Annotated in this window: 27 protein-coding genes and 1 riboswitch; of the genes, 13 read left to right on the forward strand and 14 right to left on the reverse strand. The window is 59.8% G+C overall.

The features are described from left to right. Window positions 1-149: 149 nt before the first annotated feature. From ACFQ95_RS14785 to ACFQ95_RS14815, 7 genes are all read left to right on the forward strand, one after another. Window positions 150-575 carry an RbsD/FucU family protein gene (locus ACFQ95_RS14785; protein WP_422832148.1) on the forward strand — a complete coding sequence of 142 codons (426 nt, stop codon included), beginning with the start codon at window positions 150-152 and terminating at the stop codon, window positions 573-575. Next, entirely contained in the window at window positions 572-1402 is an 831-nt protein-coding gene (locus tag ACFQ95_RS14790) for a GntR family transcriptional regulator (protein ID WP_422832150.1), read from the forward strand. The genes ACFQ95_RS14785 and ACFQ95_RS14790 overlap by 4 nt, the downstream gene beginning before the upstream one ends. After that, window positions 1399-2313 (forward strand): dihydrodipicolinate synthase family protein, encoded by a 915-nt coding sequence (locus tag ACFQ95_RS14795; protein ID WP_422832151.1) that lies wholly within the window; start codon window positions 1399-1401, stop codon window positions 2311-2313. The genes ACFQ95_RS14790 and ACFQ95_RS14795 overlap by 4 nt, the downstream gene beginning before the upstream one ends. 20 nt (window positions 2314-2333) lie before the next feature. Beyond that, window positions 2334-3653, forward strand: coding sequence for an ABC transporter substrate-binding protein (locus ACFQ95_RS14800; RefSeq protein ID WP_422832153.1), 1320 nt, complete (start codon window positions 2334-2336; stop codon window positions 3651-3653). Window positions 3654-3756: 103 nt separating this feature from the next. Then, on the forward strand, window positions 3757-4620 hold the full coding sequence (locus ACFQ95_RS14805; protein WP_422832155.1) for a carbohydrate ABC transporter permease: 864 nt from the start codon (window positions 3757-3759) through the stop codon (window positions 4618-4620). A 30-nt stretch (window positions 4621-4650) separates the two neighbouring features. After that, window positions 4651-5469, forward strand: a complete 819-nt coding sequence (locus tag ACFQ95_RS14810; protein ID WP_422832156.1) for a carbohydrate ABC transporter permease — start codon at window positions 4651-4653, stop codon at window positions 5467-5469. 78 nt (window positions 5470-5547) lie between these two features. Beyond that, entirely contained in the window at window positions 5548-6612 is a 1065-nt protein-coding gene (locus tag ACFQ95_RS14815) for an ABC transporter ATP-binding protein (protein ID WP_422832158.1), read from the forward strand. A gap of 84 nt (window positions 6613-6696) precedes the next feature. On the opposite strand, the gene metW is transcribed toward ACFQ95_RS14815, so the two are convergent. From metW to ACFQ95_RS14830, 3 genes are all read right to left on the reverse strand, one after another. Then, window positions 6697-7281 carry a methionine biosynthesis protein MetW gene (gene metW / locus ACFQ95_RS14820; protein ID WP_422832160.1) on the reverse strand — a complete coding sequence of 195 codons (585 nt, stop codon included), beginning with the start codon at window positions 7279-7281 and terminating at the stop codon, window positions 6697-6699. After that, entirely contained in the window at window positions 7278-8423 is a 1146-nt protein-coding gene (metX, locus tag ACFQ95_RS14825; protein ID WP_422832162.1) for a homoserine O-succinyltransferase MetX, read from the reverse strand. The genes metW and metX overlap by 4 nt, the downstream gene beginning before the upstream one ends. Window positions 8424-8534: 111 nt before the next feature. Continuing rightward, on the reverse strand, window positions 8535-9107 hold the full coding sequence (locus ACFQ95_RS14830; protein ID WP_422832164.1) for a TMEM165/GDT1 family protein: 573 nt from the start codon (window positions 9105-9107) through the stop codon (window positions 8535-8537). 3 nt (window positions 9108-9110) lie between these two features. Next, window positions 9111-9328: riboswitch (yybP-ykoY riboswitch) on the reverse strand. A 544-nt stretch (window positions 9329-9872) separates the two neighbouring features. Here ACFQ95_RS14830 and ACFQ95_RS14835 point away from each other — a divergent pair. After that, a complete protein-coding gene (locus tag ACFQ95_RS14835; RefSeq protein WP_422832166.1) occupies window positions 9873-10244 on the forward strand; it encodes an RNA recognition motif domain-containing protein in 372 nt (123 codons plus the stop codon). 263 nt (window positions 10245-10507) lie between these two features. After that, window positions 10508-10993: an RNA recognition motif domain-containing protein gene (locus ACFQ95_RS14840; protein WP_422832168.1), complete on the forward strand. Its 486-nt coding sequence runs from the start codon at window positions 10508-10510 to the stop codon at window positions 10991-10993. A gap of 231 nt (window positions 10994-11224) precedes the next feature. On the opposite strand, the gene ACFQ95_RS14845 is transcribed toward ACFQ95_RS14840, so the two are convergent. The 4 genes from ACFQ95_RS14845 to ACFQ95_RS14860 all read right to left on the reverse strand — a co-directional run bounded on the left by ACFQ95_RS14845 (window position 11225) and on the right by ACFQ95_RS14860 (window position 14252). Further along, entirely contained in the window at window positions 11225-12001 is a 777-nt protein-coding gene (locus tag ACFQ95_RS14845) for an SDR family oxidoreductase (RefSeq protein WP_422832170.1), read from the reverse strand. Between the two features lie 6 nt (window positions 12002-12007). Beyond that, entirely contained in the window at window positions 12008-12634 is a 627-nt protein-coding gene (gene lptC / locus ACFQ95_RS14850; protein WP_422832172.1) for an LPS export ABC transporter periplasmic protein LptC, read from the reverse strand. Then, complete coding sequence (locus tag ACFQ95_RS14855) at window positions 12631-13176, reverse strand: KdsC family phosphatase (protein ID WP_422832174.1); 546 nt, start codon at window positions 13174-13176, stop codon at window positions 12631-12633. Before ACFQ95_RS14855 ends, lptC begins: the two co-directional genes overlap by 4 nt. 74 nt (window positions 13177-13250) lie before the next feature. Next, window positions 13251-14252 carry a KpsF/GutQ family sugar-phosphate isomerase gene (locus tag ACFQ95_RS14860; protein WP_422832177.1) on the reverse strand — a complete coding sequence of 334 codons (1002 nt, stop codon included), beginning with the start codon at window positions 14250-14252 and terminating at the stop codon, window positions 13251-13253. 83 nt (window positions 14253-14335) lie between these two features. Between ACFQ95_RS14860 and ACFQ95_RS14865 the strand changes: the two genes are divergently transcribed. Together ACFQ95_RS14865 and ACFQ95_RS14870 are read left to right on the forward strand one after the other, a co-directional pair. Continuing rightward, window positions 14336-16321, forward strand: a complete 1986-nt coding sequence (locus ACFQ95_RS14865) for a monovalent cation:proton antiporter-2 (CPA2) family protein (RefSeq protein WP_422832179.1) — start codon at window positions 14336-14338, stop codon at window positions 16319-16321. A gap of 54 nt (window positions 16322-16375) precedes the next feature. Beyond that, window positions 16376-16930: an adenine phosphoribosyltransferase gene (locus ACFQ95_RS14870; RefSeq protein ID WP_422832181.1), complete on the forward strand. Its 555-nt coding sequence runs from the start codon at window positions 16376-16378 to the stop codon at window positions 16928-16930. A 12-nt stretch (window positions 16931-16942) separates the two neighbouring features. Here ACFQ95_RS14870 and ACFQ95_RS14875 read toward each other — a convergent pair whose 3' ends face one another. The 7 genes from ACFQ95_RS14875 to rpmH form a co-directional block, all read right to left on the reverse strand. Further along, on the reverse strand, window positions 16943-17569 hold the full coding sequence (locus ACFQ95_RS14875; RefSeq protein ID WP_422832183.1) for a hypothetical protein: 627 nt from the start codon (window positions 17567-17569) through the stop codon (window positions 16943-16945). Between the two features lie 194 nt (window positions 17570-17763). After that, window positions 17764-18207 (reverse strand): cyclic nucleotide-binding domain-containing protein, encoded by a 444-nt coding sequence (locus ACFQ95_RS14880; protein WP_422832185.1) that lies wholly within the window; start codon window positions 18205-18207, stop codon window positions 17764-17766. Window positions 18208-18404: 197 nt separating this feature from the next. Beyond that, window positions 18405-19778 carry a tRNA uridine-5-carboxymethylaminomethyl(34) synthesis GTPase MnmE gene (mnmE, locus tag ACFQ95_RS14885; RefSeq protein WP_422832187.1) on the reverse strand — a complete coding sequence of 458 codons (1374 nt, stop codon included), beginning with the start codon at window positions 19776-19778 and terminating at the stop codon, window positions 18405-18407. 82 nt (window positions 19779-19860) lie between these two features. Next, window positions 19861-21552 carry a membrane protein insertase YidC gene (gene yidC, locus ACFQ95_RS14890; protein ID WP_422832189.1) on the reverse strand — a complete coding sequence of 564 codons (1692 nt, stop codon included), beginning with the start codon at window positions 21550-21552 and terminating at the stop codon, window positions 19861-19863. Further along, entirely contained in the window at window positions 21549-21821 is a 273-nt protein-coding gene (yidD, locus tag ACFQ95_RS14895) for a membrane protein insertion efficiency factor YidD (RefSeq protein WP_422832191.1), read from the reverse strand. The genes yidC and yidD overlap by 4 nt, the downstream gene beginning before the upstream one ends. After that, window positions 21818-22270: a ribonuclease P protein component gene (locus ACFQ95_RS14900; protein WP_422832193.1), complete on the reverse strand. Its 453-nt coding sequence runs from the start codon at window positions 22268-22270 to the stop codon at window positions 21818-21820. Before ACFQ95_RS14900 ends, yidD begins: the two co-directional genes overlap by 4 nt. A 63-nt stretch (window positions 22271-22333) precedes the next feature. Then, entirely contained in the window at window positions 22334-22468 is a 135-nt protein-coding gene (gene rpmH / locus ACFQ95_RS14905; RefSeq protein ID WP_066096666.1) for a 50S ribosomal protein L34, read from the reverse strand. Between the two features lie 416 nt (window positions 22469-22884). On the opposite strand from rpmH, the gene dnaA reads away from it, so the two are divergent. Both dnaA and dnaN read left to right on the forward strand, forming a co-directional pair. Then, window positions 22885-24282 carry a chromosomal replication initiator protein DnaA gene (dnaA, locus tag ACFQ95_RS14910; RefSeq protein WP_422832196.1) on the forward strand — a complete coding sequence of 466 codons (1398 nt, stop codon included), beginning with the start codon at window positions 22885-22887 and terminating at the stop codon, window positions 24280-24282. Between the two features lie 121 nt (window positions 24283-24403). Continuing rightward, the gene (gene dnaN / locus ACFQ95_RS14915) at window positions 24404-25510 is read left to right on the forward strand and encodes a DNA polymerase III subunit beta (RefSeq protein ID WP_422832198.1); all 1107 of its coding nucleotides are present in this window, start codon (window positions 24404-24406) and stop codon (window positions 25508-25510) included. The last annotated feature ends 100 nt before the right edge of the window (window positions 25511-25610 follow it).

The following is a 25610-nucleotide window of genomic DNA, read 5'->3' on the forward strand; positions in this document are numbered from 1 at the left end:
GGTTCGGGTTTTCACGGATTTTGGTTCGATTTCTGTCACTTATAGTAGAACTAACATGTCAGTGCGTCAACAGTAGAACACCTACCGATTCCGCTCTGAAATCCATAGGTTCGGCGCTTCGTCCACCTTCATATTTTTTTGGTACACCCGTGCTCAAAGGTCTCTCTCCGCTGCTGTCTCCCGACCTGCTGCACGTCCTGGCATCGATGGGCCACGGCGATGAAATCGTGCTGGCCGATGCCCACTTTCCAGCCGCCACACATGCCCGTCGCCTGGTGCGCATTCCGGGTGTAGATGCCAACCGTGTGCTCGACGCCGTGCTCTCGGTATTGCCACTCGACGACTTTGTGCCACACGCCGCGTTCACCATGCAAGTGGTCGGCGACGCCACCACCGTACCGCCGGCCGTGGCCGATTTCAGCGCCACCTTGCAAAGCCACGGCGAAGCCTCGCCGACATCGCTGGAGCGCTTTGCGTTTTACGAACGTGCAGCCCAGGCGTTTGCGATTGTGGCCACCGGCGAGACGCGCACCTACGGCAACATCCTGCTGAAAAAAGGCGTGGCCAAGCTGTGAGCACCCGCGCAAGTTCTGCAGCCACCGAGGTGCTGCGCAAGCCCGTCACCAAGGCGGCGCTGAAGCGCACCTTGTCGGCCACCCCAACCGGCATGGAGCCCACCAGCCAGCGCGCACGCGCCTACCAGGGCTTTACGCAGCAAATCTTGAGCGGCAGCATTCGCCCCGGCCAGTTTGTCTCGCAACGCGAGCTGATGACCCTGCTCGACATGCCCTTGGGCGCGGTGCGCGAGATGATTCCGCGGCTGGAGGCCGGTGGCCTGATCAAGACCGTGCCGCAGCGTGGCCTGCAGATCGCCCATGTGGACCTGAAGCTGATCCGCAACGCGTTTCAACTGCGCGCCATGATAGAGCGCGAAGCCGTGCGCCTGTTCACCCGCAGCGTCAGTGCCGCCGAGCTGGACGCGATTGAAGCCGCGCACCACGACATCCTGGAGCGCGCCCGCGCCGACAAGCCAGACTCCACCTTGCTCGACGACGCGCAATCCGTCGACTGGGGTCTGCACGACCGCATGGTCGACGCCATGGGCAACGAAATCATCTCCGAGATCTACCGCGTCAACAGCCTGCGTGTGCGGCTGATCACGCTGGAGCAGAGTGTGATCACACCAGCGCGTTTGATTCCGGCGATGGAAGAGCACTTGCACTTCATCGCCGCATTGCAAGCGCGCGACGAGGCCGGTGCCATCGCCGCACTCGACCAACACATGGACAGCGCGCGCCACCGCGTGCTGAGCCCAGAAACCGTACGTGCTGAACGCCATGAGGCATCCGCCGTTAGGCCCATCAAATCCATTTCCGCCAAAACAACCAGGAGACACACTTGACCCATGCCATCACCGGGCTCTGGCCCGCATTGCTGATGCCGTTTGCAGAAGACGGCCAGCTCGACCTGCCACGCACCCTGGCACACGCCAAGCGCATGCTGGCTGCCGGCAGCGACGGCGTCACACTGTTCGGCACCACCGGTGAGGGCCTGGCCTTCAGCGTGGCCGAGCGCAAGATGGTGCTGGAAGCCTTGCTCGCCAGTGGCGTGCGCCCCGACCAGGTCATTGTGACCACCACCGCCTGCGCGTTGGAAGAAGCCATAGACCTGGGCCGCCACGCCATTGCCAAGGGTGTGGTGCGCCAGCTCTACATGCCCCCGTTTTTCTTCAACCATCCGCGCGACGCGGGTGTGACCGAGTGTGTGACGCAAGTCATCAAAGGCATTGGTGCCGACAGCCTGCAAATGCTGCTGTACCACTTCCCCGGTTTGGCCAACGTGGGCTACTCGCACGCCACCATCACCGAGCTGGTGCGCCGCCACCCCAAGCAGGTGATTGGCGTGAAAGACAGCTCGGGCGACCTGGAGCATTCGCTGGGCCTGGTGAAGGCTTTCCCACAACTGTCGATCTTCGTCGGCTCCGAGCCGCATATCGCCCCGGTGATGCGCGCCGGTGGTTCGGGTTCGGTCAACGGCATGTCCAACGTGGCGCCGCACCTGCTGCGCCGCATCATCTCCAACCCGCAAAACGTGTCCAAGGCCGACGAGCAACTGGTGCTCGACCTGCTGCGCCTGATGACCGTGTTGCCGGGCATGCCTTTTGTCAGCGCCTACAAAGTGGGCCTGGCCGAACAGATGGGCGACGATGTCTGGCTCAACGTGCGCGCGCCGTTGACCAAGCTGGAAACCCATGAAGAAAAAGCCGTGCGTGAGGTGTACCGCGCGACTGGTCAGAGCTTCGACACCATTTAAACAAAGACAGGAGACAAGCCATGAAGAAGACCCAGATCAACCGCCGCGCCGTGCTGCAAGCCGGCGCTACCGCGACGGCGCTCAGCACCGTGCCCACCGCGTTCGCCCAGTCGGGTTTTGACTGGAAGCGCTACGCCGGCCAAACGATTGAAGTGCACTTGATCAAGAGCCCGCGCGGCGAGCTGTTGCAAAAGTACCAGAAGGAGTTTGAAGACCTGACCGGCATCAAGGTCGGCGCCGAGCAGGTGCCCGAGCAGCAGTCGCGCCAGAAAACGGTGATCGAGTTCAACTCTGGCAAGACCAGCTTCGACGTGGTGCACATGAGCTACCACGTGCAAAAGCGCCAGTTCGCCAAAGGCAAGTGGATGGAAGATCTGCGCAGCCTGATGGCCACCGGCGCGCCGCCTGACTTCGACGTGAAAGACTACTCGTCCGGCGCCATGTTCTACGCCACGCAAAGCGATGGCCGCATCGACAGCCTGCCGCTGAACCTAGACCCGTGGATCGTCTACTGGAACAAGGAACTGTTCGCCGCCAAGGGTGTGGCCTATCCGAAGAACTTCCCGGAAATTTTGGCCGCAGCCAAGAAGCTGCACGACCCGGCCAACGGTGTGGTGGGCTTTGTCGGCCGAGGCCTGAAGAACGCCAACGTGCCGCTGTGGACCGGCTTCTTCCTGGGCTACGGCGGTCAGTTCTTCGACGCTGGTGGCAAGCTCGCCACCGAAACGCCTGAAGCCGTGGCCTCGGCCGCGATGTACCGCGACCTGATGAAAAACACCGGCCCCGCAGGCGTGGCTGGCTACAACTGGAACGAAGCGCAGAGCCTGTTCTTGCAGGGCAAGGCCGCGATGTGGATCGACGGCTCGGGCTTTGCACCACCGCTGGAAGACGCCACCAAGTCCAAGGTCAAGGGCAAAACCGGCTACGGCGTAATGCCACCCGGCCCCAAGACCCAGGTCTCGCAGACCTTTGGTGATGGTATCGGGGTGTCTGCCTTCTCCACCAAGAAGGGCCCGGCCTGGTACTACATCATGTGGGCCACCAGCAAGGCAATGCAGGCACGCATGCTGGCCACCGGCTCAGGTGCGCCGGCCCGCCTGTCGGCCTACTCCAACGCCGAAGCCATTGCCGCCTTGACGGTGCCGCCAGAGTGGCTATCGGCCGTGGCCGAGTCGCTGAAGATCGCGCGCCCCGGTTTGCCCATCATCGAGCCGGTCACCGAGTTCCGTGACGTCTACGGCATCGCGCTGAACAACATGCTGACGGGCGCTGATCCGGCAGCAGAACTGAAAAAGGCCACAGCCGAGTTCGCCCCCGTGGCGGCCAAGGCCGACACCTGATCGTGCTGGCTGCGGGCCAATACCTGCAGTCTGCGTTTTTGATTTTGGTTTGACTTCATAAAGCCGCTGGGCCTCTTTGGACCAGCGGCTTGGATGGTTCTGCATGCGTAAGATTTCGCCCTTTGTTTGGTTCATCGTGCCGGCCGTGATCGTGGTCATCGCGGTCATCGTCTTTCCATGGCTGTTCACGTTATGGATGAGCCTGTTCGACTGGAAGATCGGCTCCAAGGCCACCTTCGCCGGTTTGTCCAACTACGTGGACCTGGCCCACAACACGCGCTTTCTTGAATCGATCGCGCACACCTTGATTTTTACCGCCATGGCCGTGGCCGCCCCGCTGGTGCTGGGCACGCTGGCCGCCTTGGTGTTCAACCAGAAGTTTCCGGGCCAGGGCTTTCTGCGCGGCGCGTTTGTGCTGCCCATGATGGCCACGCCGGTGGCCATCGCTCTGGTGTGGGTGATGATGTTTCACCCCCAGCAAGGCGTGCTCAACTACCTGTTGTCGTTGCTGGGCATTCCGCCCAGCGAATGGGTGTATTCGCCGCGCCTGTCGATTGCTTGCCTGGTGCTGGTGGACATCTGGCAATGGACGCCGCTGGTGATGCTGATCGTGCTCGGTGGTCTGGCTTCGCTGCCGGCCGATCCGTTCGAGGCCGCGCTGATGGAAGGCGCCTCGCGCTGGCAGACCTTCCGCTATGTCACGCTGCCCATGCTGCTGCCGTTCATTCTGGTGGCCGGAGTGGTGCGCATGATAGACGCGCTCAAGACCTTCGACACCATTTACGTGATCACCCAGGGCGGCCCGGGCACGTCGTCTGAAACCATCAACATCTACCTCTACCTGCAAGCGTTCTCGTTCTACCAGATCGGCAAATCTTCGGCCGTGGTGGTGGTGTTCTTTGCCTTGGTGGTCGGCCTGTCGTTGCTGCTGTTCTGGCTGCGCGAACGTTCTAAGTACTACGAGTGATCCACGCAGCCTGAGCAAGAAATTCCTGACATGAAAAAAGCACTCGACAAACTCGTTCTCGGCATCTGCGTGGTGCTGCTGGTCTCGCCCGCCATCAGCTTCTTCTTGTGGATGCTGTCGCTAGCCTTCAAAAACGAGGTGGACAACCTGGCTTATCCGCCGGTTTTCATTCCCAACGCACCCACGTTCCAGAACTTCGTCAAGGTGTTCGAAAGCGGCCCGTTCTTCCAATACCTGCTCAACAGCATCATCGTCTCGGGCCTGGCCACGGGCATTGCGCTGCTGATTGGTGTGCCTGCGGGCTACGGCATTGCACGGCTGAAGGCACGCAAGCTGCTGATGGTGATCATGATTGCGCGCATGACGCCGGCCATCAGCTTTTTGATTCCGCTGTTCACGCTGTTCCAGGCTCTGGGCCTGACCGGCACGCTGGCGCCGGTGGTGATCACCCACTTGGTGATCACGGTGCCGATTACGGTCTACATTGTCTCGGGCTACTTCGAGACCTTGCCGCACGAGCTGGAAGAGGCCGCCGTGGTGGACGGTTGCTCGCCCTGGCAGCGCTTCAAGCACATCGCGCTGCCGCTGGCCCGTCCCGGCATCACCGTGGCCGCCATTCTGGCGTTCATCTTCTCGTGGAACAACTTCATCTTCGGCGCGGTGCTGGCCGGGCGCGAAACGCGCACGCTGCCCGTGGCCATCTACAACGTGCTGACGTTTGAACAGATCGCCTGGGGCCCGCTGGCCGCCGCCGCGCTGCTGGTCACGCTGCCCGTGCTGCTGCTCACGCTGGTGATCCAGAAGGAAATCGTTGGTGGCCTGACGGCTGGCGGCGTCAAGGGTGGCTAAAAACGCCGCAGCACGCCATCACCCATCGCCTCAAGCTCACACGTCTTATCCGAAATCGAACCGTAGAAATCTCTCATCATGGCTTCCGTCAATCTCACCGGCATTGAAAAACACTTCGGCGACACGCGCGTCATCAAGGGCGTGGACATCGCCATCGGCGACGGCGAGTTCGCCGTCTTCGTCGGCCCCAGCGGCTGCGGCAAGTCCACACTGCTGCGCATGATCGCGGGGCTGGACGACCCCTCCGTCGGCCAAATCCGCATCGGTGACCAAACCGTCAACGGCCTGCCGCCCAAGGAGCGCGGCGTGTCCATGGTGTTCCAGACTTACGCGCTCTATCCGCACATGACGGTGCGCGACAACATGGGCTTTGGCCTGATGATCGCCGGCACCGAAAAAGAAACCATAGGCAGCAAGGTGGCGGCCGCCGCCAAGGTGCTGGGCCTGGACAAGCTGCTGGACCGCCTGCCGCGCCAGCTCTCGGGTGGCCAGCGCCAACGTGTGGCCATGGGCCGTGCCATGGTGCGCGACCCCAAGGTGTTTTTGTTTGACGAGCCGCTGTCCAACCTCGACGCCAAGCTGCGCGTGCAGATGCGCACCGAAATCCGCGCACTGCACCAACGGCTCAAGACCACCTCGATCTACGTGACACACGACCAGATCGAGGCCATGACCATGGCCGACCGCATCATCGTGCTGCGCGACGGCCAGGTCGAACAGATCGGCGCGCCCGCACATCTGTACGACTTCCCGTGCAACACCTTTGTGGCTACCTTCATAGGCTCGCCATCGATGAACCTGGTGCCCGGCCGCGCTGCGAACGGTAGCGCCACGCCCGACGCTGGCGGCAGCATTGCGCTGGACGCATCGCACACCAACCTGGCCGAACAACGCGTTGTGCTGGGCCTGCGCCCGGAGCACCTGCGCGTGCGCGAGGCGGGGTATGCCAATGGCATTCCGTGCGAGGTGAAGGTGGTTGAATTCAGCGGCGCCGACACGCTGGTCACCTGCGATGCACAAGGCCATACGGTGCAAGCGCTGGTGCACGACCGCTTGCTGGTCAAGGCTGGCGACAAGGTCACGCTGGACATCGAGCCACGTTTGGTGCACGTGTTCGACGAGGCCACGCAGCAGCGTCTGTAAGCTCGGCCTCTCAAGCCAAATGAGCACTTTGCGCTAGATAGATAAGCGCAGAGTGCTCACTTATTTATTAACAGTGGCTTGTGCTCAGGCGTGTTCGAAACGGAACACCGCCGTGCCCGCACGCAAGTTCGGCAAGGTGCGCACTTCGCGGCCATCTTGCAGGCCAAACGCGTCCAACACCCGCAGTTGGTTCTTCGCGGCCAGCACCTCAAAGTCTTTGTAGGTGCCCACACGGATGTTGGGCGTGTCGTACCACTGGTAGGGCAGGCGGCGCGTCACCGGCATGCGGCCACGCAGAATGCTCACGCGGTTGGGCCAGTGTGCGAAGTTGGGGAAGGCCACCACGCCGGTGCGGCCGACACGCGCGGTTTCGCGCAGCATGGTCTCGGCATTGCGCAAATGTTGCAGGGTGTCGATCTGCAGCACCACGTCGAACGAGTTGTCGTCGAACATGGCCAAGCCTTCGTCGAGGTTGAGCTGCAGCACGTTAACGCCACGGCGCGCGCAGGCCAGCAGGTTGGCGTCGTCGATTTCGACACCGTAGCCGGTGCAGCCGCGCTCGCGCTGTAGATGCGCCAGCAGCGCGCCATCACCACAGCCCAGGTCGAGCACGCGTGCACCTTGCGGCACCAGGGCCGCAATCGATTGAATCGTCGTGACCTCGCTCATGCTTTTACTTCCTCGCCAATACGGTTGAAATACGCGCCCACCAGATGGAGGTAACGCGGATCGTCGAGCAGGAAAGCGTCGTGCCCGTGCGGCGCATCAATCTCGGCATAACTCACCTCACGTTTGTGCGGCAGCAAGGCACGCACAATTTCGCGGCTGCGGGCCGGTGCAAAGCGCCAGTCTGTGGTGAAGCTCACCAACAGGAACTTGCAGGTCGCGCGCTCCAGGGCAGCGGTAAGGTTGCCGCCGTAGCTGCGCGCGGGGTCGAAGTAGTCGAGTGCGCGGGTGATCAGCAAGTAGGTGTTGGCGTCGAAGTAGTCGCTGAACTTGTCGCCTTGGTAGCGCAGGTAGCTTTCAATCTGGAACTCCACATCTTGTGTGGAGTAACGGTAGCCGGTCACGCTGCCCGTGACGGCTTCGCGCAGGTCGCGGCCAAACTTCTCGTTCATCACGTCGTCGCTGAGGTAGGTGATGTGGCCCACCATGCGCGCGATGCGCAGGCCGCGTTTGGGCACCACGCTGTGCTGATAGAAGTGGCCGCCGTGGAAATCAGGATCGGTGACGATGGCGCGGCGCGCGACTTCGTTGAAGGCAATGTTCTCGGCCGTGAGGTTGGGCGCGCTGGCAATCACCACGGCGTGGCGCACACGCTCGGGGTATTGCAGCGTCCAACTCAGCGCCTGCATGCCGCCCAGGCTGCCGCCCATCACGGCGGCCAGGGTTTCGATGCCCAGCGCGTCAAGCAGCCGGGCCTGGGCGTTGACCCAGTCCTCCACCGTGACCACCGGGAAGTCGGCGCCGTAAATCTGGCCGGTGTCGGGGTGGGTGTGCATGGGCCCGGTAGAGCCGAAACAAGAACCCAGATTGTTAACGCCAATGACGAAGAAGCGGTTGGTGTCCACCGCCTTGCCGGGGCCGATCATGTTGTCCCACCAGCCCTCACTTTTGGGCTGGCCTTCGTAGATACCCGCTACATGGTGCGAGGCGTTGAGCGCATGGCACACCAGCACGGCGTTGGAGCGGTCGGCGTTGAGCGTGCCGTAGGTCTCGTAGCTCAGCGCATACGAGTGAATCGACGCGCCGCTTTGCAAAGCCAGGGGCTCGGCAAACGGCATGGATTGAGGTGTAGCAATAAAGGACATGGCAACAAAAAACCCGGCATCGCTAAAAACGAGGCCGGGCTTTTCGGGTGTCGTTTTTAGCTGAATTTCTAAAGCGCCCGCAAGCTTGAAACAAATCGGCGCAGCGGGAGTTTAGCCCATATCCACACCATGCCATATGGCCAAGACACCCAGCACCAGGAAGAACAGCGCGGACACCACGTGCACCACCTTGATCGGGACCAGCCGCGTCATGCGCTCGCCCAGCCACACCACAGGCGCATTCGCCAGCATCATGCCCAGTGTCGTCCCGGCCACCACCCATAGATAGGCGTTGTATTTGGCGGCCAGCATCACGGTGGCAATTTGGGTTTTGTCGCCCATCTCGGCCAGGAAGAACAACACAACGGTGGTGCCGAAGACGCCATAACGCGGGTTGCTATCCGCCTCTTCGTCATCCAGTTTGTCGGGGATCAACATCCACACGGCCATGGCGATGAATGACAGGCCCAGCACCCAGCGTAAAACGTCGGGGCCCAACTGCGTGGTCACCCAGGCGCCTACGGCACCGGCCAGTGCGTGGTTGATGATGGTGGCGGCGAAGATGCCCAAGACAATGGGCCAGGGCCTGCGAAAACGCGCAGCCAAAACCAAGGCCAGCAGCTGGGTTTTGTCACCCATTTCTGCCAACGCAACAATACCTGTGGAGACGAGGAAAGCACTCATATCGATTTCCGGCCGGAAACAAAAACCAATGACCACGCGGCATCCCCGGCCAAAAACGGAGGCTGCATGGTCAAAGGTCTCGCTGAATCCCGGTACAAACCGAAGAACGCTTGCACCATGTCTGATTCGCTCTTCTCTTTCGAGATGGCGACCCTACAAGTCTGTTGATGCAAGCCCCGCTCAAGAAACGGCGGGTGGCTACTCCCCAATGAACCCACTGATTATAAACAACTGGGCCAGGGCCTTCAGGCCTCAGGTTTTTTTCATCTTGGACCCTCATGCTGCCACGTGGACATCTGAGCAGGACCTAGATGAGCGGCGGTTGTTTCTCACTCTGGAAACCTGCACCCGGCGCATGCCCGCCACACTGGGACGCTTCTTCCGCACGGCCAAGCCTCTATGTTCACTTCGTCGCGCAGGTCTGCGGCAGCGGGCGCTTTTGGGCTTGCGCAGCCTGCCCAGAGTTTCATAGGCAATGCGCAGCATGGCATCGCGCCAAACGGCATTCACACCCGCACAGAAGGCCCAAACCCAGGCCTCGTCTGATCCAAGCTGAGCTTTTGTAAATCGGCAACAAAATGAGGCAATACGGGGAACTTTTTTGCAAAACCCCCGACATCGCGCATAATGCTCTGGTGTTACCGCTCAGCGGTGATGCTAGTTTGCGGTGATTAGTCAGTTTCGCGTCTGTGAAGTCTTCAATGGTTTGTCGATTGCGGTTATCGGGCTCCATCGCGTTGTGCGTTTTTTTTTAGGAGCCTATTCATGGGCAACAAACTGTACGTTGGCAATCTGCCATATTCTTTCCGCGACGACGATATGCACCAGGCTTTCAGCCAATTTGGTTCGATCCAAAGCGCCAAGGTCATGATGGAACGTGACACCGGCCGCTCCAAGGGTTTCGGCTTTGTGGAAATGGGTAGCGATGCCGAAGCACAAGCTGCCATCAAGGGCATGAATGGTCAATCCGTTGGCGGCCGTGACCTCGTGGTCAACGAAGCCCGTCCAATGGAGCCACGTGCTCCACGTAGCGGTGGCTACGGTGGTGGCAATGGCGGCGGCTACGGCGGCGGCAACGGTGGTGGCGGCTACGGTGGTGGCAATGGCGGCTACGGCGGCGGTCGTAACAGCTACTAAATTCTTTAGGTCACGGAGCGATTCTTCGAATCGCTCTGACCCGCAGATAAAAAAGGGCCCAATGGGCCCTTTTTTACGTCCAAATTGTGGTCAATTCACATCACTCATTTTTTGTTTGAATTCTTCTAATATGGCCGCATAATGCAAATGTACAGCGTTACAACTGTGCAAATTTGCGGTGATAGTTGGTTTCGCGTCCTATGGTTAGACATTGCTTTGCGGGACTCCATCGCTTTATTTCAGTGTTTTTTAGGAGTCCCTTGATGGGCAATAAACTGTACGTCGGCAACCTGCCTTATTCGGTGCGCGATAGCGATCTGGAACAATCTTTCAGTGCGTTTGGCAGCGTTGTTAGTGCCAAGGTCATGATGGAACGTGACACTGGCCGCTCCAAGGGTTTCGGTTTCGTTGAAATGGGCAGCGATGCGGAAGCACAAGCAGCCATCAACGGCATGAATGGTCAATCATTGGGCGGTCGTAGCTGTGTCGTCAATGAAGCTCGCCCCATGGAACCACGTCCACCACGCAGTGGTGGCGGCGGCTACGGTGGCGGCGGCGGCGGCGGTGGTTATGGCGGTGGTGGCGGCGGCGGTTACGGCGGCGGTGGTGGTCGTAGCGGCGGCGGCGGTTACGGTGGTGGCGGCGGCGGTGGCCGTAGCGGCGGTGGTGGTGGCGATGGCGGTTTCCGCAGCCCCTACGGCTCCGGCCCACGTGGCGGTGGCGGTGGCGGCGGTCGTGGTGGCTACTGATTTAGTCGACCACTCATAGTCAAAAGGCTCCTCACGGAGCCTTTTTCATTTGTTTCACCATTTATGGGTTTTGAAGAAATGTCACCTGTCAGATATAACAGGTTTTGGTTTTTTCAAACTTTTGAACCCTGGATGTGGACTACGGTTTAAAGTGTTTTGATATTCATTGATGTATCAAGATTTAACAAACGACACTACGTGCGGGATTAACGTTTTCTCTTGAAGAACTATTCATTCTTCAGATACTCGATGCTTACGTGGACGCCCTTGTAACAATTTGTCATATATTCCATTTGGCAGTAGGCGCATTGCTTTTGCCACGAACCCCATTTGCCAGGGTATTACCTTATAACTGGCACCCGACTGAATGGCATTGAACGCCTTGTCGGCAAATGCTTCGGCTTGCATCAAAAACGGCATGCCATAACGGTTCCTCTGGGTCAGGGGTGTATCGATGTAGCCCGGACAAATCGTCACGACATTGATACCCGCTGCGCGCAGTTCACCACGCAGGCTTTCGCAGTAGCCAATGACCCCAGCCTTGCTGGCGCAGTAAGCGCCATGCCCCGGCAAACCGCGGATTCCAGCAACACTGGCTATACCCACCAAGGCACCACTGCCGCGCTGTTCCATCGGGCGAATAAAAGCTTGAAAGGTGGCGGCCATGCCAATGTTGTTGACCGCAAAGGTTTGGGCCATCACCTGGATATCGGACGCAATGGCTGTGTCCATGCCTATGCTGATGCCCGCGTTGGCAATCACCACGTCAGGCACACCTTGCTGGTTCAGGCATTGGATTGCTGCGGCCTGAATGCTCTCAGGCTGACCGACATCCGCGTTATAGATTTTGCAGCTATCTCCGCTAATATTTTCAGCCTCAAGCCACGATTGGATGATTTCTGTTCGGCGCGCTACCAGCGCCAGGCGAAACCCGGCACGGTGGTAACGCAACGCCAATGCCTGGCCAATACCACTAGAAGCACCCGTGATGAAAACCAGTTTTTCCATGCTGGGCTACTTCGCTTGCGCCGTCGGGCGAGGGTTCAAAACACCTCTGACCCGCCCGTCGAGCTTCAGCAAGTGGTCCAGGTTGTCGTAATCCATGGCGTCACCCGTGAATTGGTCGCTGCCCCGGATCAAGGTAACGGGTTTGTGGGAGCGTACTTGCTCGGTATTGATAAACGCGTGCAAAAACTCGCCACGGAATTCCAGCCGCGGCGACACGCCGCCCGAGGGCGTTTTACCGGCCTCGCGCACCACGATGGCATTGCCAAACAGTTGCACTTCCGAAGCATCTGCATTGCTCAAAGCCCGGTTGGCTGTGGAGATCGTGACCAAGCCTTCGGGGGAAATAGAGCGTATGTGCGCCTGGTCAATTTCGATGGTGTCAGTGTCGGGGTAGTGACGTGCCTCGATACCGCGCAACTCGCTCTTGAGGCGTCCCGTTACGTCATAGGTCTTCACCGAAAACTTGCGCATGAAGTAATCGGGCTCATGCACCAGTTGTGCCTCCGGGTTGTCTTGTTGCTGCGACGGGGTGTTGCGCACCAGCCAATAGGTGCCCAGCGCCATCATGGCCATCAGAATGATGGGCAGGTAGATGGAGACGCGGTCTAAAGCCGCACGTACGAGAGTTTTCACGCCAAGCGCTCCTGCAACAACTCGGCATAACGGCCAGAAGCGGCAAGCAATACATCGCAAAATTCGCGCGCCGCACCGTGCCCACCAAGACGCTGGGTCACGTAGTCGGCCCGCGCAAACACCTCTACGTGCGCCTGAGCAGGGGCACAGGCAAACGCACACCGCACCAATACCGGCAAGTCGGGCCAATCGTCACCAATGGCTGAAGCTTGCGACCATTCCAGGCCCAGGGTTTGCAGAATTTTCTCCGCGGCGGGGCGTTTTTCTTCCGTACCAAAAACCGCATGCTCAATACCCAGCGCCTTTAAGCGGGCACGCAACGCCGGAGAGTCTCGTCCGGTGATGACGGCCGGTGTGATGCCCACACGCTGCAGCTGTTTCAAACCATAACCATCGAGGGTGTGAAAGCGTTTCAGCGCCTCCCCGGACTCTGAAAAGTACAGGCCACCATCGGTCAACACACCGTCGACATCAAAAAAAGCCACCCGTACCCCTTGGGCTTTAAGAAGAACTTCGGGGGACACAACGAGGGCGGGATGCATGGATAAACGGACCGTTCTAAAAGAGTCGCAAGCGGTTGGAAGGTTTAAAGACCTGGGGCGGGGCCGATGAAATACTAAATGACCTTGGCACGCAGCAGATCATTGGTATTGATCGCTCCGCAAAGCTGCCCCTCAGCGTCAACCACCAGCACGCTGGTGATGCGCTTCTGCTCCATGCGCTGCGCAGCTTCGGCAGCCAGGGCGTCGCTGGAGATGGTGTGCGGGTTGGCATGCATCACGTCGCGCGCACGCACGTCGCGCAAGTCGACGCCACGCTCTATCAAGCGGCGCAGGTCGCCATCGGTAAAGATGCCGAGAATGCGGCGGTCCGCATCCACCACCGCTGAGGCACCCAGCCCCTTGCGGCTCATCTCACGCATCAATTCGCTGAACGGGGCCTCTGGTGACACGCTGGGTACGTCGTCACCAGTGCGCATGACATCGGCCACATGCGTCAACAGCTTGCGGCCCAGCGAGCCGCCGGGGTGGGAACGCGCAAAGTCTTCGGCCTTGAATCCACGCGCATCCAATAGCGCTACCGCCAGCGCGTCGCCCATGGCCAACTGCGCGGTAGTGCTGGCTGTCGGAGCCAGGTTCAACGGGCAGGCTTCTTTTTCCACACCGCTATCCAGCACCAGGGTGGCGTGTTGCGCCAAGGTGGACTTCGTGCCGCCGGTGATGGCCACCAGGGGCACACCCTGGCGCTTCAACACCGGCAAGATGGCGGTCAACTCAGCGCTTTCACCGCTGTTGGAAATCGCCAGGACAAGGTCAATTTCTTTGATCATGCCCAGGTCGCCATGGCTGGCCTCGGCGGGGTGCACAAACAGCGCAGGGGTTCCGGTGGAAGCCAAGGTGGCGGCGATCTTACGGCCCACGTGGCCACTCTTGCCCATGCCCATGACCACCACACGCCCCTGCAGGTTCAGCGCCAGTTGCACGGCCTGCACAAAGCGGTCGTCCAGACGAGACTTGAGCCCCAGGACGGCAGCGGCTTCAATTTCCAAGGTTTCGCGGGCGCGGCGCAGGGCCTGATCCGCATCAAAAGGCGCTTCCAGCGCAGGGGTGTTGCTCATGCACCGATTCTATCGAGCCCCTCCAAGCTGCGTCACGGCAAACCCTCCCTGAAAAACCGGCCCCGGCTTGCTACGATGCCAGCATGAGTTCGCTCGAAATCACTTTGCTTTATTTACTGGCGGCTGTCCTGGGAGTGGTCACCTTCCGAACTCTGAAACTGCCCCCTATGCTGGGTTATCTGGTGGTGGGTGTGTTGATTGGCCCGAATGCCATGGCGCTGGCGGACGACTCCACAGGCATTCAGCATCTGGGCGAGTTTGGCGTGGTGTTTCTGATGTTCGTCATCGGACTGGAATTCAATCTACCCAAACTACGTGCCATGCGCAGGCATGTCTTTGGACTGGGCCTGTTTCAGGTCACGCTGACCATGCTGCTGGCCACGGGCGGCTCACTGCTGCTGAGCCTGGTGCTGCCCGAGGCTTGGCGCATGCCCTGGCAAACCGCGCTGGCGCTCTCTGGAGCCCTGGCCATGAGTAGCACAGCCATCGTCGTCAAGCTGATGGCGGACCGGCTGGAGATTGAGTCCGAACACGGCAAACGTGTCATGGGTGTGTTGTTGTTTCAGGATTTGGCTGTGGTGCCCCTGCTGGTGCTGATCCCCGCTCTGGGTTCATCGCCCGAGAAACTGCTGATGTCTTTGGCGGTGGCCACCGTGAAAGCCAGCGTGTTGATCACCGTGCTTCTGGTCGGCGGCCAACGCGCCATGCGCTGGTGGTTGACGATTGTGGCGCGGCGCAAGAGTGATGAATTGTTTGTGCTCAACCTGCTGCTCATCACGCTGGGCCTGGCCTGGCTGACCGAAGCCGCCGGGCTGAGCCTGGCGCTCGGGGCCTTTATCGCCGGCATGTTGATCTCCGAGACCGAATACAAACACCAGGTGGAGACCGACATCCGGCCCTTTCACGATGTGCTCCTGGGGCTGTTCTTCATCTCGATCGGCATGTTGCTCGATTGGCGGCTGGTGCTGGCCAACTGGCTCCTGGTGCTGCTGCTGTTCCTGGTGCCGGTGGTGTTCAAAGCGCTGTTGGTCACTGTTCTGGCGCGCGCCTTCGGCGGCACCACGGGGGTCTCGTTACGCACCGGCCTGTACCTGGCGCAAGCCGGCGAGTTCGGTTTTGTCTTGTTGGCGCTGGCGCAAAACAGCAACCTGCTGCCGCCCAGATTGCTTAACCCGATTTTGGCGAGCATGGTGTTGTCGATGTTGGCCACGCCCTTCATCATCATGTACACCAACCGCATCGTGATGAAGCTGGTCAGCAGTGAATGGCTGCAGCAATCGCTGCAGATGACCACCATTGCGCGCCGCTCCATCAACGCCAACAAACACGTGATCATCTGCGGCTACGGCCGTTGTGGCCAGAATCTGGCGCGCATGCTCGATGGCGAAGGCATTCCCTACATTGCCCTGGACCTGGACCCAGATCGCGTGCGCAAAGCGGCCGCCGCCGGCGATTCCGTGGTGTTTGGCGACGCCGCCAGGATGCAGGCGCTGATCGCCGCTGGTTTGGCGCGTGCCAGTGCCGTGGTGGTGACCTATCTGGATGTGCCCGGTGCGATCAAGGTGCTGAACCATATCCATGGCCACGCACCACAGGTGCCGGTGATTGTGCGCACCCAGGATGACCGTGATCTGGAGCGTCTGCGCGAAGCCGGTGCCACCGAGGTGGTGCCCGAAGCGATTGAAGGCTCGCTGATGTTGGCCAGCCACGCCCTGGCGCTGGTGGGTGTTCCCATGCGGCGGGTGATACGGGTGGTGCAGGACCAGCGCGATGCGCGCTACAACCTGTTGCGCGGCTTTTTTCATGGAGCCGACGACGACGGTGTGGACGACTTGCACCTGGAGCGGCTGGTCACCGTCACGCTGCCGCTCGCGGCCAGATCGGTGGGCCTGCCTCTGGGCCACCTGGCGCTACATGCCATGGGCGTACGCGTGGTCAGCCTGAGGCGCCAGAGCGGCAAGGTGGAACAGCCCAGCGACAAACTGATGCTGCTTGAAGGTGATACCGTGGTGCTGTCGGGCAAAGCCGAGGCCCTGGCGCTGGCAGAGCAGAAGTTTCTAGCACCCTGAACACGCCAGGTGGTGACGCGGCAAAATGGCGATTTATCAGGCAGAGAGATTCCCATGCACAACGACACCGTCGAAAGCTACCTCAAAAAACACATGCGCACGGTGCCGGACTGGCCAGCTCCCGGCGTGCAGTTCCGCGACATCACGCCACTGCTGCAAAACCCCAAGGTCTTCCGCGTGATGATTGACGCTTTTGTGCACCGCTACATGGACCCGGACATGCGACCGGATGTGGTGGCCGGGCTGGATGCCCGCGGCTTCATCCTCGGTGCCGTGGTGGCTTACCAGTTGAATGTCGGCTTCGTGCCGATTCGCAAAAAGGGCCGCCTGCCCTTCACCACGGTGGAAGAAACCTATGAACTGGAATACGGCAGCGCCACGGTGGAACTGCACACTGATGCGGTGAAACCCGGCGACCGCGTATTGCTGATCGACGACCTGATCGCCACTGGCGGCACCATGATGGCCGGCAAGAAACTGCTGGAGAAGCTCGGCGCCACGGTGATGGAAGGCGCCGCGATTGTCGACTTGCCCGAACTCGGCGGTTCGGCGCGCTTGCGCACCGAAGGTCTACCGCTGTTCACCCTGGTCGACTTTGCCGGCCATTGAGGTCCACCGGGATCAGATCAGCTCGCCGTACTGCGTTGCACTGAGCGCGCTGCTGCGGCTGCGCGGATTTTGCATTTCGGTGTCTTCGTAACCGCTGCTATCGCCGCTGTCTGGCGCACCTGCTGCGGCTGCCCTAACCGCTGCAGCACGCACCTCGTCAGCCGCCTTGGGCTTCTGTGCTGATGCAGCCAGTGCTTGCTTAAAAGCGGCCACCTCGTCTTCTTGAATGGGCTCGAAGCGACCGCCCTGGCCCAACGGCGCGGGAGCAGAGGTCAAACTTTCGCGTCGCGAGGCGGCCGACGGGCCAAGCCCCTCGCCGGCCAGTACCGGCGCCGCGCCTGGGCGTGGCGCCAGGCCGACGGCCACATGTTCATTGGTGCGCCAGTAAACCGAGGTGATCACCAAGTCGTAGCGCGACTTGGCGGTCTGCACGATCTGCGCCTCGATCTTGGATAAGTGGCCGGTATCACCGCCCAGCTGTGGAGCCAGATCCACCATGACAAGAAATTGCCGTCCGCGTTCATCCAGCGCCAACACCTTGAATTTGTAGCTGGCCGTGAGCACTCCCGCATGCAGCATGGCTTCGCGCACCACGCTATAAAGCCACTCGCGCCGCTCCATACGCTCATGCTTGAGCACTTTGGCCTGCTCTTGGCGTGTCGCCGGTTCTGCTCGATTTGCACCCGGCACGGCACGCCCTCGGGCCGACACCCCAGCGTCTGGCCGAGACTTCTTTCCAGTCAACCAACTCCACAAAGCCATACCCATCATTCCTTAGAGTGCGTTCCTACAGGATACGCTGCGCTCAGATATTGAGCTTACTGCCTTGCGTCTTATGTCACTGCCGCGCGTTGCTTGCGGTGGGCCAGTCGTTTGGATACCACAGCCCCTGCTGCCAATGCCACTTCAAGCGCGATTTCTGAGCGCCGGTGGGATAGTTCGGCAAACCGCTGCGGGGAAAGACTCCACAGGCAGCAAAGACTGGTCGCCTGCACAGTTGCGCTGCGTGGCATGTGCGTGAAGAAACCGCCTTCTCCCACGGCCGAACCCGCGCCCACAATTGCCAAGCGAATCTGCCCCTGGCGGTCCTCAAAATGCACACTCAACGCACCACTTTCAACCAGGTAAAGCGTGCGATCAATTGCCCCCTGTTTGAACAGCAACTGGCCGGCTGGCAAGCTGATTTTCTGCATGTAACTGGTCAGCGTTTCCCACTGGCTGGAACTCAGCTTGAGCATGAGCGCGTCAATGCCGGTGTTCTGGGCAATCGCATCCACCAGCCCTTGCGCTTCCAGCCGACCCTTAGGGTGCGCTAAACCATGCGTCATCATGTGTGGCCCGCCTCTGCGAATGAAAAACTGTGCCCTGCCTTGCCAACAAAGCGACCGCGGCCAATTCATTGGCCATCATTTCACGAACTGAATTTATCCGATTTTAGGTAATTAAGCGGGTGCCAGACGGGTTCCGAGCGCCCTTATTTGCCTATACAAAAACTGGAAAAAATCGTCCCCAGCAAGTCTTCGGTGGTGAATTCGCCGGTCACCGCACTCAGCTCGTTTTGCGCCAGCCGCAGCTCTTCGGCCAACAGGTCGAGTTGATACGACTCGGCTGTCAGGTGGCTGCTCGCGTGTATCAAATGCTCTTCCACACCGCGCAGCGCTTGTACATGACGTTCCCGCGCGGTGTAAATGCTCTCCTGTGCCGACTGCCAGCCGGCGACTTCCAGCAGCTTGCGCCGCAATGGCTCCAGCCCCAGACCGGTTTTGGCGGACAGGTGCAAGCCGTTCTCTGCCGCGGCATTCGACACATCGGCCTTGTTCCACAAATCGATCACCGGCACACGCACAGGCAGCTTTTGCTGCAGTTCGACGGCGATGGCCACATCCGCCGCCTGGTATTCGGCTTCGTGGCTGCGGCTCAGATCATGCAAAAACAGCACCGCATCGGCGGCTTCGATCTCGGCCCAGGCGCGCTCTATGCCAATGCGCTCCACCACGTCGTCGCTATGGCGCAGACCGGCGGTGTCGATCACGTGCAGCGGCACACCGTCGATCTGTATGGTTTGCGTGACCTTGTCGCGCGTGGTGCCGGCAATCGGTGTGACGATGGCCAACTCGGCTCCGGCCAAGGCGTTCAACAGCGACGACTTGCCGGCATTCGGTTGGCCGGCAATCACCACCTTGATGCCGTCTCGCAGCAAAGCCCCCTGCGCGGTGCGGCGCATCACGGCCGCCAGGTTGGTTTGCAAATTGGATAGCTGCCCATGCGCATCTGCTTTGCGCAGGAAGTCGATTTCTTCATCAGGAAAATCGAGCGTGGCCTCCACCAGCATACGCAGGTGAATGAGTGCATCGCGCAGTTGATGGATCTCATCCGAGAACGCGCCTGAAAGCGAGCGGCTGGCACTGCGTGCGGCGGCTTCGGTGCTGGCGTCGATCAGATCGGCCACGGCCTCGGCTTGCGCCAAATCCATTTTGTCGTTGAGGAAGGCGCGCTCGGTGAATTCACCCGGTTGCGCCAGGCGCACACCGCGCTCGGCGCCGACTTCGAGGCAGCGCGCCAGCAGCAACTGCAACACCACAGGGCCGCCGTGCGCTTGTAGCTCCAGCACGTCTTCGCCGGTATAGGAGTGCGGCGCGGGGAAGAAGATCGCCAATCCTTGGTCGATGCTCTGGCCGTTTTGGTCGCGAAATGGCAGGTAGCTGGCCTCGCGCGGCCGCAGCTCACGCCCAAGCAACGAGGTCACCAAGGGCTGCAGATTTTTGCCACTGAGGCGCACGATGCCCACGGCCCCGCGTCCGGGAGCAGTGGCAATGGCGGCGATGGGATCGGACTGGCGTGCAAGCATGGGGAGATTCTCCAACGAAAAAGGCCGCCCAACCCAGATGGTTGTGCGGCCTTGGCAAACCGGCAGAGCCGGTGCTGCGCAATTAGCGGAACTTAGGCAGGTTGAACTGCGGTGGCACGCCCATGCGGGTGTTGATCAGCCATTGCTGGGCAATCGACAGCGTGTTGTTGGTGATCCAGTACAACACCAGACCGGCCGGGAAGAAGAAGAACATCACCGAGAACACCAGTGGCATGAACCACATCAGCTTGGCCTGCATCGGATCTGGTGGCGCGGGGTTGAGCGCAGTTTGCAGCAAGCTGGTCAGCGTCATCACAAAAGGCAGGATGAAGAATGGATCTGGCGACGACAAGTCGTGGATCCACAGCGCCCAGGGCGCATTACGCATTTCCACGCTGGACAGCAGCACCCAGTACAAGGCGATGAACACCGGGATCTGGATCATGATGGGGAAGCAGCCACCCAATGGGTTGATCTTTTCCTCGCGGTAGATCTTCATCATGGCCTGCTGCATTTCTTGCGGCTTGTCTTTCAGGCGCTCGCGCATTTCGGCAATGCGTGGGTTGATGGCCTTCATCTTAGCCATGCTGGCATAGGCCTTGGCGTTGAGCCAGTAGAAAGCAATCTTCAGCAGCAGCACCAGGGCCATGATGGACCAGCCCCAGTTCTGGATCACGCTGTGCAGCTTGTCGAGCAGCCAGTACAGCGGCTTGGCCAGGATGGTCAACCAGCCGTAGTCCTTCACCAGTTCCAGGCCAGGGGCCAACGACTCCAGCGTCTTTTCCAGCTGCGGGCCGACAAAGATACGTGCATCCACGGCCTTGGTGGCGCCAGGCGCAATGGTGTCCAGCGGCGTGATCATGCCGACCGAGTACAGGTTGGTGTCAACCTTACGCATGAACAGGTTGCGCTCGATGCCGTCACCCAGCAGCCAGGCCGAGGCAAAGTAATGCTGCACCATGGCGACGTAACCGTTGCTGGCCTTTTTCTCGATGTCAACCGAGCCTTCTTCGATCTTCTTGAACTCGACCTTTTGGTACTTCTTGGCTTCGGTGTAAACCGCTGGTCCGGTGAAGGTGGAGTAGAACGACGACTCACCTGGTGGCTTGGTGCCATCACGCACCAGTTGCAGGTAAAGCTGCGGCGCGGTTGCCACGGCACCGGTGTTCACCACTTCGTGACGCACACCAATCGCGTAAGAGCCGCGGGTCAGCGTGTAGGTCTTGATCAGCTTTACCCCGCCAACTTCGGGCGACTCAAACTTGACCACCAATTCGTTGGCGCCGTCTTGCAGATTGCGCTCGGTCGACACCAGCTTCATCGCCGTCTTGTGGCTAGGCGCTTCACCGCCTGCCGTGCCGGAGATCAGACCGGTTTGCGCCAGATAGACCCGCGATGCACTTTCATCCAGCAGCACGAAGTTCTTGCTCTTGTCGGCCATGTCCGAGTACTGGAGCATTTCCGAGCCGACGATGGAGCCGCCTTCGGTGTCGAAGGTCAGCTTCAGCACGTCAGAGGAAATCACAATCTTTTCGCGCGGGGTCGCCGATGCCACCGTGGTGCCCGGCACTTGACCTGGGGTGCCAGCGGCAGCCACTGGCGCGGGCACACTGGAAGCACCTGCGCTTGCCGCGGTTGCCGCAGGTTCAACCTTGGCTGGCGGGGCAGGGAAGAAAGTGGCGTTGTTTCCGGTATGGACCTGCCACTTATCCCACAGCAACACCATGGAAAAACCAAAAATCACCCACAGGATGGTTCGGCGAATATCGTTCATGAAGACTTCTTCTCGGAAGACGGGGAAAGCAATTGGGAAAAAAATCGGGGCGCGTGCTGTGGCACAGGATCTACGCCACCTTGGCACCAGGGTTGGCAGCGCGCCAAGCGGCACACCGTCAAATAAGTGCCAGCGGCTGCGCCATGTTTTTCCAGCGCAGCAATCGAATACAGCGAACAAGAGGGCTCGAACCGGCAAGCCGATCCCAGCCAAGGGCTGAGCAACAGGCGATAAGCTTTGACCACACCAATCAAGCCCGCCTTGATCATTTGGCTGGCTCCAGTTTCGCCACCCTAGCCGCGATGGGGCGCACACGGCTCATCAACTGGGTCAATTCTTCGCGCACCGCCTGTTTGAGTTGCTCTGAGGTGGCGCTGATGAACTGTTTGCGGTCAAAACCAGCACGCAAACGCACCACATGCGCGGTTTGCGACCAGTTCCATGGGTTGCCCGTGCTCAAGGTGTAGACCTGGCGTTTGATGGTGTTGCGCGTCACGGCCCGTTTGGCCCAACGCTTTGGCACCATGGCGCCCATCCAGACACCACCAACGCCAAACAGGGCCTGCGGTCGCTCGGACACGGGCCCTGTTGTGGGGGAACTGAGAAGTTCGGTTGGCACGGAAAGATCCAGGCGATGAAGTGCAAAGTGCGCCGTACGCGACACAATTTGACCGGACAAAACCGCCTGAAACTGAGCTCGCGTCTTTAAGCGTTGCACGACAAGCTCTGGCTTATGCGGCCCAGAAACTGGCCGACACCCGTACCAAAACGTGCGACAGGATTAGACCGCCAGACGCTTGCGGCCCTTGGCGCGGCGTGCATTGATCACGGCACGGCCGCCGCGGGTCTTCATGCGCACCAGGAAACCGTGGGTACGGGCGCGTTTGATTTTGGAAGGTTGATAAGTGCGTTTCATGATGAAATCCTTGAAGGGTTCAGTTCAGCGGGTTCCTGAACACGGAACACGTCGCCTAAAGAATAGAGGGCGGAAACCCCTCGGGGACCCCAAAACATGGCTCTTTGACTTCTTGGTGGCCTTGTACAACCCATAAGAGAGTACGACCAAATCAACTACTGCAGCCGGCTTGTACGGCCCGTAACATCGTATAGATTTCTATAGATAGCAAGGGCACGCAAAAAGCCAACCCAGAAACCGCGTTCCAGGGAAACCCGCGATTATGGCAAATTTGCACGACAGTGACAAGTCCATGCGCAAACTTGGCTGAACAAGATATCTCGTCCGCGACCCCGGGCGAATTGTGGATAAATTCTTGATAAATTATACTGACGGGTGCCCTTAATACAATTTATCCACAGAAGTAGAACGAAATAATGACCGAGGGAACCTATGCCAGCACGGGCGCCGGAGACAGCTTGTGGCTGGCTTGCCTGGAACAGCTGGCGCAAGAACTGCCAGAGCAGCAGTTCAACACCTGGATCAAACCATTGGTGGCGCAGGTCAACGAAGACTTCACCAAAATGACGGTGTTTGTCGCCAATCGATTCAAGCTGGATTGGGTGCGCGCGCAGTATGCTGGCCGCATCGTTGTATTGCTGGAAAAGACCTACGGGCAACCGATTTCCGTAGAGTTAGCGCTCACCCCGCGTGAAGCGCCCGCGCGCTCTTATGCCCCCGCCCTGCAAGCCCCGACACTGGTGGCTGCAGCCGAATCCGTGAACATGAGCGAAGACAGCAACCCCGCTGTCTTCAAGAACCGCCTCAACTCCGCGCTGACCTTCGACACACTGATCGAAGGCACGGCCAACCGCATGGCCCGTGCGGCAGCAATGCATGTCGCCGGCACGCCCGGCCATCTCTACAACCCGCTTTTCATTTATGGTGGTGTTGGGCTGGGGAAAACCCACTTGATGCACGCTGTGGGCAACCGTCTTCTGGCTGACCGGCCGGACGCCAAAGTTCTTTATATCCATGCCGAACAGTTTGTGTCGGACGTGGTGAAGGCCTACCAACGCAAGACGTTTGACGAATTCAAAGAGCGTTACCACTCGCTCGATCTGCTGCTGATCGACGACGTGCAGTTCTTCGCCAACAAAGACCGCACGCAAGAAGAGTTCTTCAATGCGTTCGAGGCTTTGCTGACCAAGAAGTCGCACATCGTGATGACCAGCGACACCTATCCCAAGGGCTTGGCCGACATCCACGAGCGCCTGGTGTCGCGCTTCGACTCAGGGTTGACCGTGGCCATAGAGCCGCCCGAGCTGGAAATGCGCGTCGCGATCTTGATCAACAAGTCACGCGCCGAAGGCACCGAAATGCCCGAGGAAGTGGCTTTCTTCGTCGCGAAAAACGTGCGCTCCAACGTGCGCGAGCTCGAAGGCGCGTTGCGCAAGTGCCTGGCCTATTCGCGTTTCAACCAAAAAGAGATCTCTATCCAGCTCGCCCGTGAGGCGCTGCGCGACCTGCTGTCGATTCAAAACCGGCAGATCTCGGTGGAAAACATCCAAAAAACGGTGGCCGACTACTACAAAATCAAGGTCGCCGACATGTATTCCAAGAAGCGCCCGGCCTCGATCGCCCGGCCACGGCAGATCGCCATGTACCTGGCCAAAGAGCTGACACAAAAGAGCCTGCCGGAGATTGGCGAGCTGTTCGGCGGCCGCGACCACACCACCGTTTTGCACGCCGTGCGCAAGATTGGCGGCGAACGCCAGCAACTCACTGAACTGAACCAGCAATTACACGTGCTGGAACAGACACTCAAAGGCTGATCGGTGCCGCACATGCAGAGCGTTCGGCAGGGCAAAAACAGGGGAGAATCCGAGGCTGGGTGGAAGCGCTGCGCGACAGCCACGGATTGCAAGATTTACTACATTACACAAAGAGGTTGACATGATCGTCCTGAAGGCAACGCAAAGCAAATTGCTCGCGATACTGCAGTCCGTCTCGGGCATTGTGGAGCGTCGGCACACGCTGCCCATTCTGGCCAACGTCATGTTGCGCAAGACGGGTTCATCGGTGCAATTGACCACCAGCGACCTTGAAATCCAGATCCGCACCACCGCCGAACTGGATGGCGACACCGGCAACTTCACCACCACCGTGGGCGCCCGCAAGCTGATCGACATCTTGCGCGCCATGCCGTCCGACCAAACCGTCACGCTCGAATCCAGCCAAAGCAAGCTGGTGCTCAAGGGCGGCAAGAGCAAGTTCACGCTGCAAAGCCTGCCGGCCGAAGACTTTCCGCTGGTACAAGAAGCCGCCAGCTTTGGCCCCGTGTTCAGCGTGCCGCAAAAAACGCTGAAAGACCTGCTGAGCCAGGTTTCGTTTGCCATGGCAGTACACGACATTCGCTACTACCTCAACGGCATTTTGTTTGTCGCCGAAGGCAACACCTTGAGCCTGGTGTCGACCGACGGCCATCGCCTGGCCTTTGCCTCTGCCACGCTGGACGTGGAAGTGCCCAAGCAAGAGGTGATCTTGCCGCGCAAAACCGTGCTGGAAATGCAGCGCCTGCTGAGCGACGCCGAAGGCGCCATCGAAATGCAGTTTGCCAACAACCAGGCCAAGTTCACCTTTGGCGGCATGGAGTTCGTGACCAAGCTGGTCGAGGGCAAGTTCCCCGACTACAACCGCGTGATCCCCAAGAACCACAAGAACAGCATCACGCTGGGCCGCCAGGCCTTGTTGTCCAGCCTGCAGCGCACCGCCATCTTGACCAGCGACAAATTCAAGGGCGTGCGCCTGAACCTCGACCCCGGCACGCTGCGCATTGCCTCCAGCAATGCCGAGCAAGAAGAGGCGATGGACGAACTCGACATCGACTACGGTGGTGACAGCATCGAAATTGGCTTCAACGTGACCTACCTGATCGACGCGTTGGCCAACATGAGCCAGGACATGGTGTCGATTGAACTCAGCGACGGTAACAGCTCCGCTCTGGTGACCATTCCAGAAAACCAGAACTTCAAATACGTTGTGATGCCCATGCGCATCTAGGCCTCTCGACCATCCCGTCGCCCAGAGCCCTACCTACCCAGCCCGCAATGAACACACCGTTCAATGCGGGTTTGGTCCATCAAGAGATTGAGATCCGACC

The sequence above is a fragment of the Variovorax sp. HJSM1_2 genome (genome assembly GCF_049316285.1).
GTDB lineage: Bacteria > Pseudomonadota > Gammaproteobacteria > Burkholderiales > Burkholderiaceae_C > Rhodoferax_B.

What these genes read in the sequence shown, in the direction of transcription:
- ACFQ95_RS14800 (WP_422832153.1), top strand. Translation starts at nt 2,334, where the DNA reads ATGAAGAAGACCCAGATCAACCGCCGCGCCGTGCTGCAAGCCGGCGCT.
- ACFQ95_RS14805 (WP_422832155.1), top strand. Translation starts at nt 3,757, where the DNA reads ATGCGTAAGATTTCGCCCTTTGTTTGGTTCATCGTGCCGGCCGTGATC.
- ACFQ95_RS14810 (WP_422832156.1), top strand. Translation starts at nt 4,651, where the DNA reads ATGAAAAAAGCACTCGACAAACTCGTTCTCGGCATCTGCGTGGTGCTG.
- ACFQ95_RS14815 (WP_422832158.1), top strand. Translation starts at nt 5,548, where the DNA reads ATGGCTTCCGTCAATCTCACCGGCATTGAAAAACACTTCGGCGACACG.
- metW (WP_422832160.1), bottom strand. Translation starts at nt 7,281, where the DNA reads ATGAGCGAGGTCACGACGATTCAATCGATTGCGGCCCTGGTGCCGCAA.
- metX (WP_422832162.1), bottom strand. Translation starts at nt 8,423, where the DNA reads ATGTCCTTTATTGCTACACCTCAATCCATGCCGTTTGCCGAGCCCCTG.
- ACFQ95_RS14830 (WP_422832164.1), bottom strand. Translation starts at nt 9,107, where the DNA reads ATGAGTGCTTTCCTCGTCTCCACAGGTATTGTTGCGTTGGCAGAAATG.
- ACFQ95_RS14835 (WP_422832166.1), top strand. Translation starts at nt 9,873, where the DNA reads ATGGGCAACAAACTGTACGTTGGCAATCTGCCATATTCTTTCCGCGAC.
- ACFQ95_RS14840 (WP_422832168.1), top strand. Translation starts at nt 10,508, where the DNA reads ATGGGCAATAAACTGTACGTCGGCAACCTGCCTTATTCGGTGCGCGAT.
- ACFQ95_RS14845 (WP_422832170.1), bottom strand. Translation starts at nt 12,001, where the DNA reads ATGGAAAAACTGGTTTTCATCACGGGTGCTTCTAGTGGTATTGGCCAG.
- ACFQ95_RS14855 (WP_422832174.1), bottom strand. Translation starts at nt 13,176, where the DNA reads ATGCATCCCGCCCTCGTTGTGTCCCCCGAAGTTCTTCTTAAAGCCCAA.
- ACFQ95_RS14860 (WP_422832177.1), bottom strand. Translation starts at nt 14,252, where the DNA reads ATGAGCAACACCCCTGCGCTGGAAGCGCCTTTTGATGCGGATCAGGCC.
- ACFQ95_RS14865 (WP_422832179.1), top strand. Translation starts at nt 14,336, where the DNA reads ATGAGTTCGCTCGAAATCACTTTGCTTTATTTACTGGCGGCTGTCCTG.
- ACFQ95_RS14870 (WP_422832181.1), top strand. Translation starts at nt 16,376, where the DNA reads ATGCACAACGACACCGTCGAAAGCTACCTCAAAAAACACATGCGCACG.
- mnmE (WP_422832187.1), bottom strand. Translation starts at nt 19,778, where the DNA reads ATGCTTGCACGCCAGTCCGATCCCATCGCCGCCATTGCCACTGCTCCC.
- yidC (WP_422832189.1), bottom strand. Translation starts at nt 21,552, where the DNA reads ATGAACGATATTCGCCGAACCATCCTGTGGGTGATTTTTGGTTTTTCC.
- yidD (WP_422832191.1), bottom strand. Translation starts at nt 21,821, where the DNA reads ATGATCAAGGCGGGCTTGATTGGTGTGGTCAAAGCTTATCGCCTGTTG.
- rpmH (WP_066096666.1), bottom strand. Translation starts at nt 22,468, where the DNA reads ATGAAACGCACTTATCAACCTTCCAAAATCAAACGCGCCCGTACCCAC.
- dnaA (WP_422832196.1), top strand. Translation starts at nt 22,885, where the DNA reads ATGACCGAGGGAACCTATGCCAGCACGGGCGCCGGAGACAGCTTGTGG.
- dnaN (WP_422832198.1), top strand. Translation starts at nt 24,404, where the DNA reads ATGATCGTCCTGAAGGCAACGCAAAGCAAATTGCTCGCGATACTGCAG.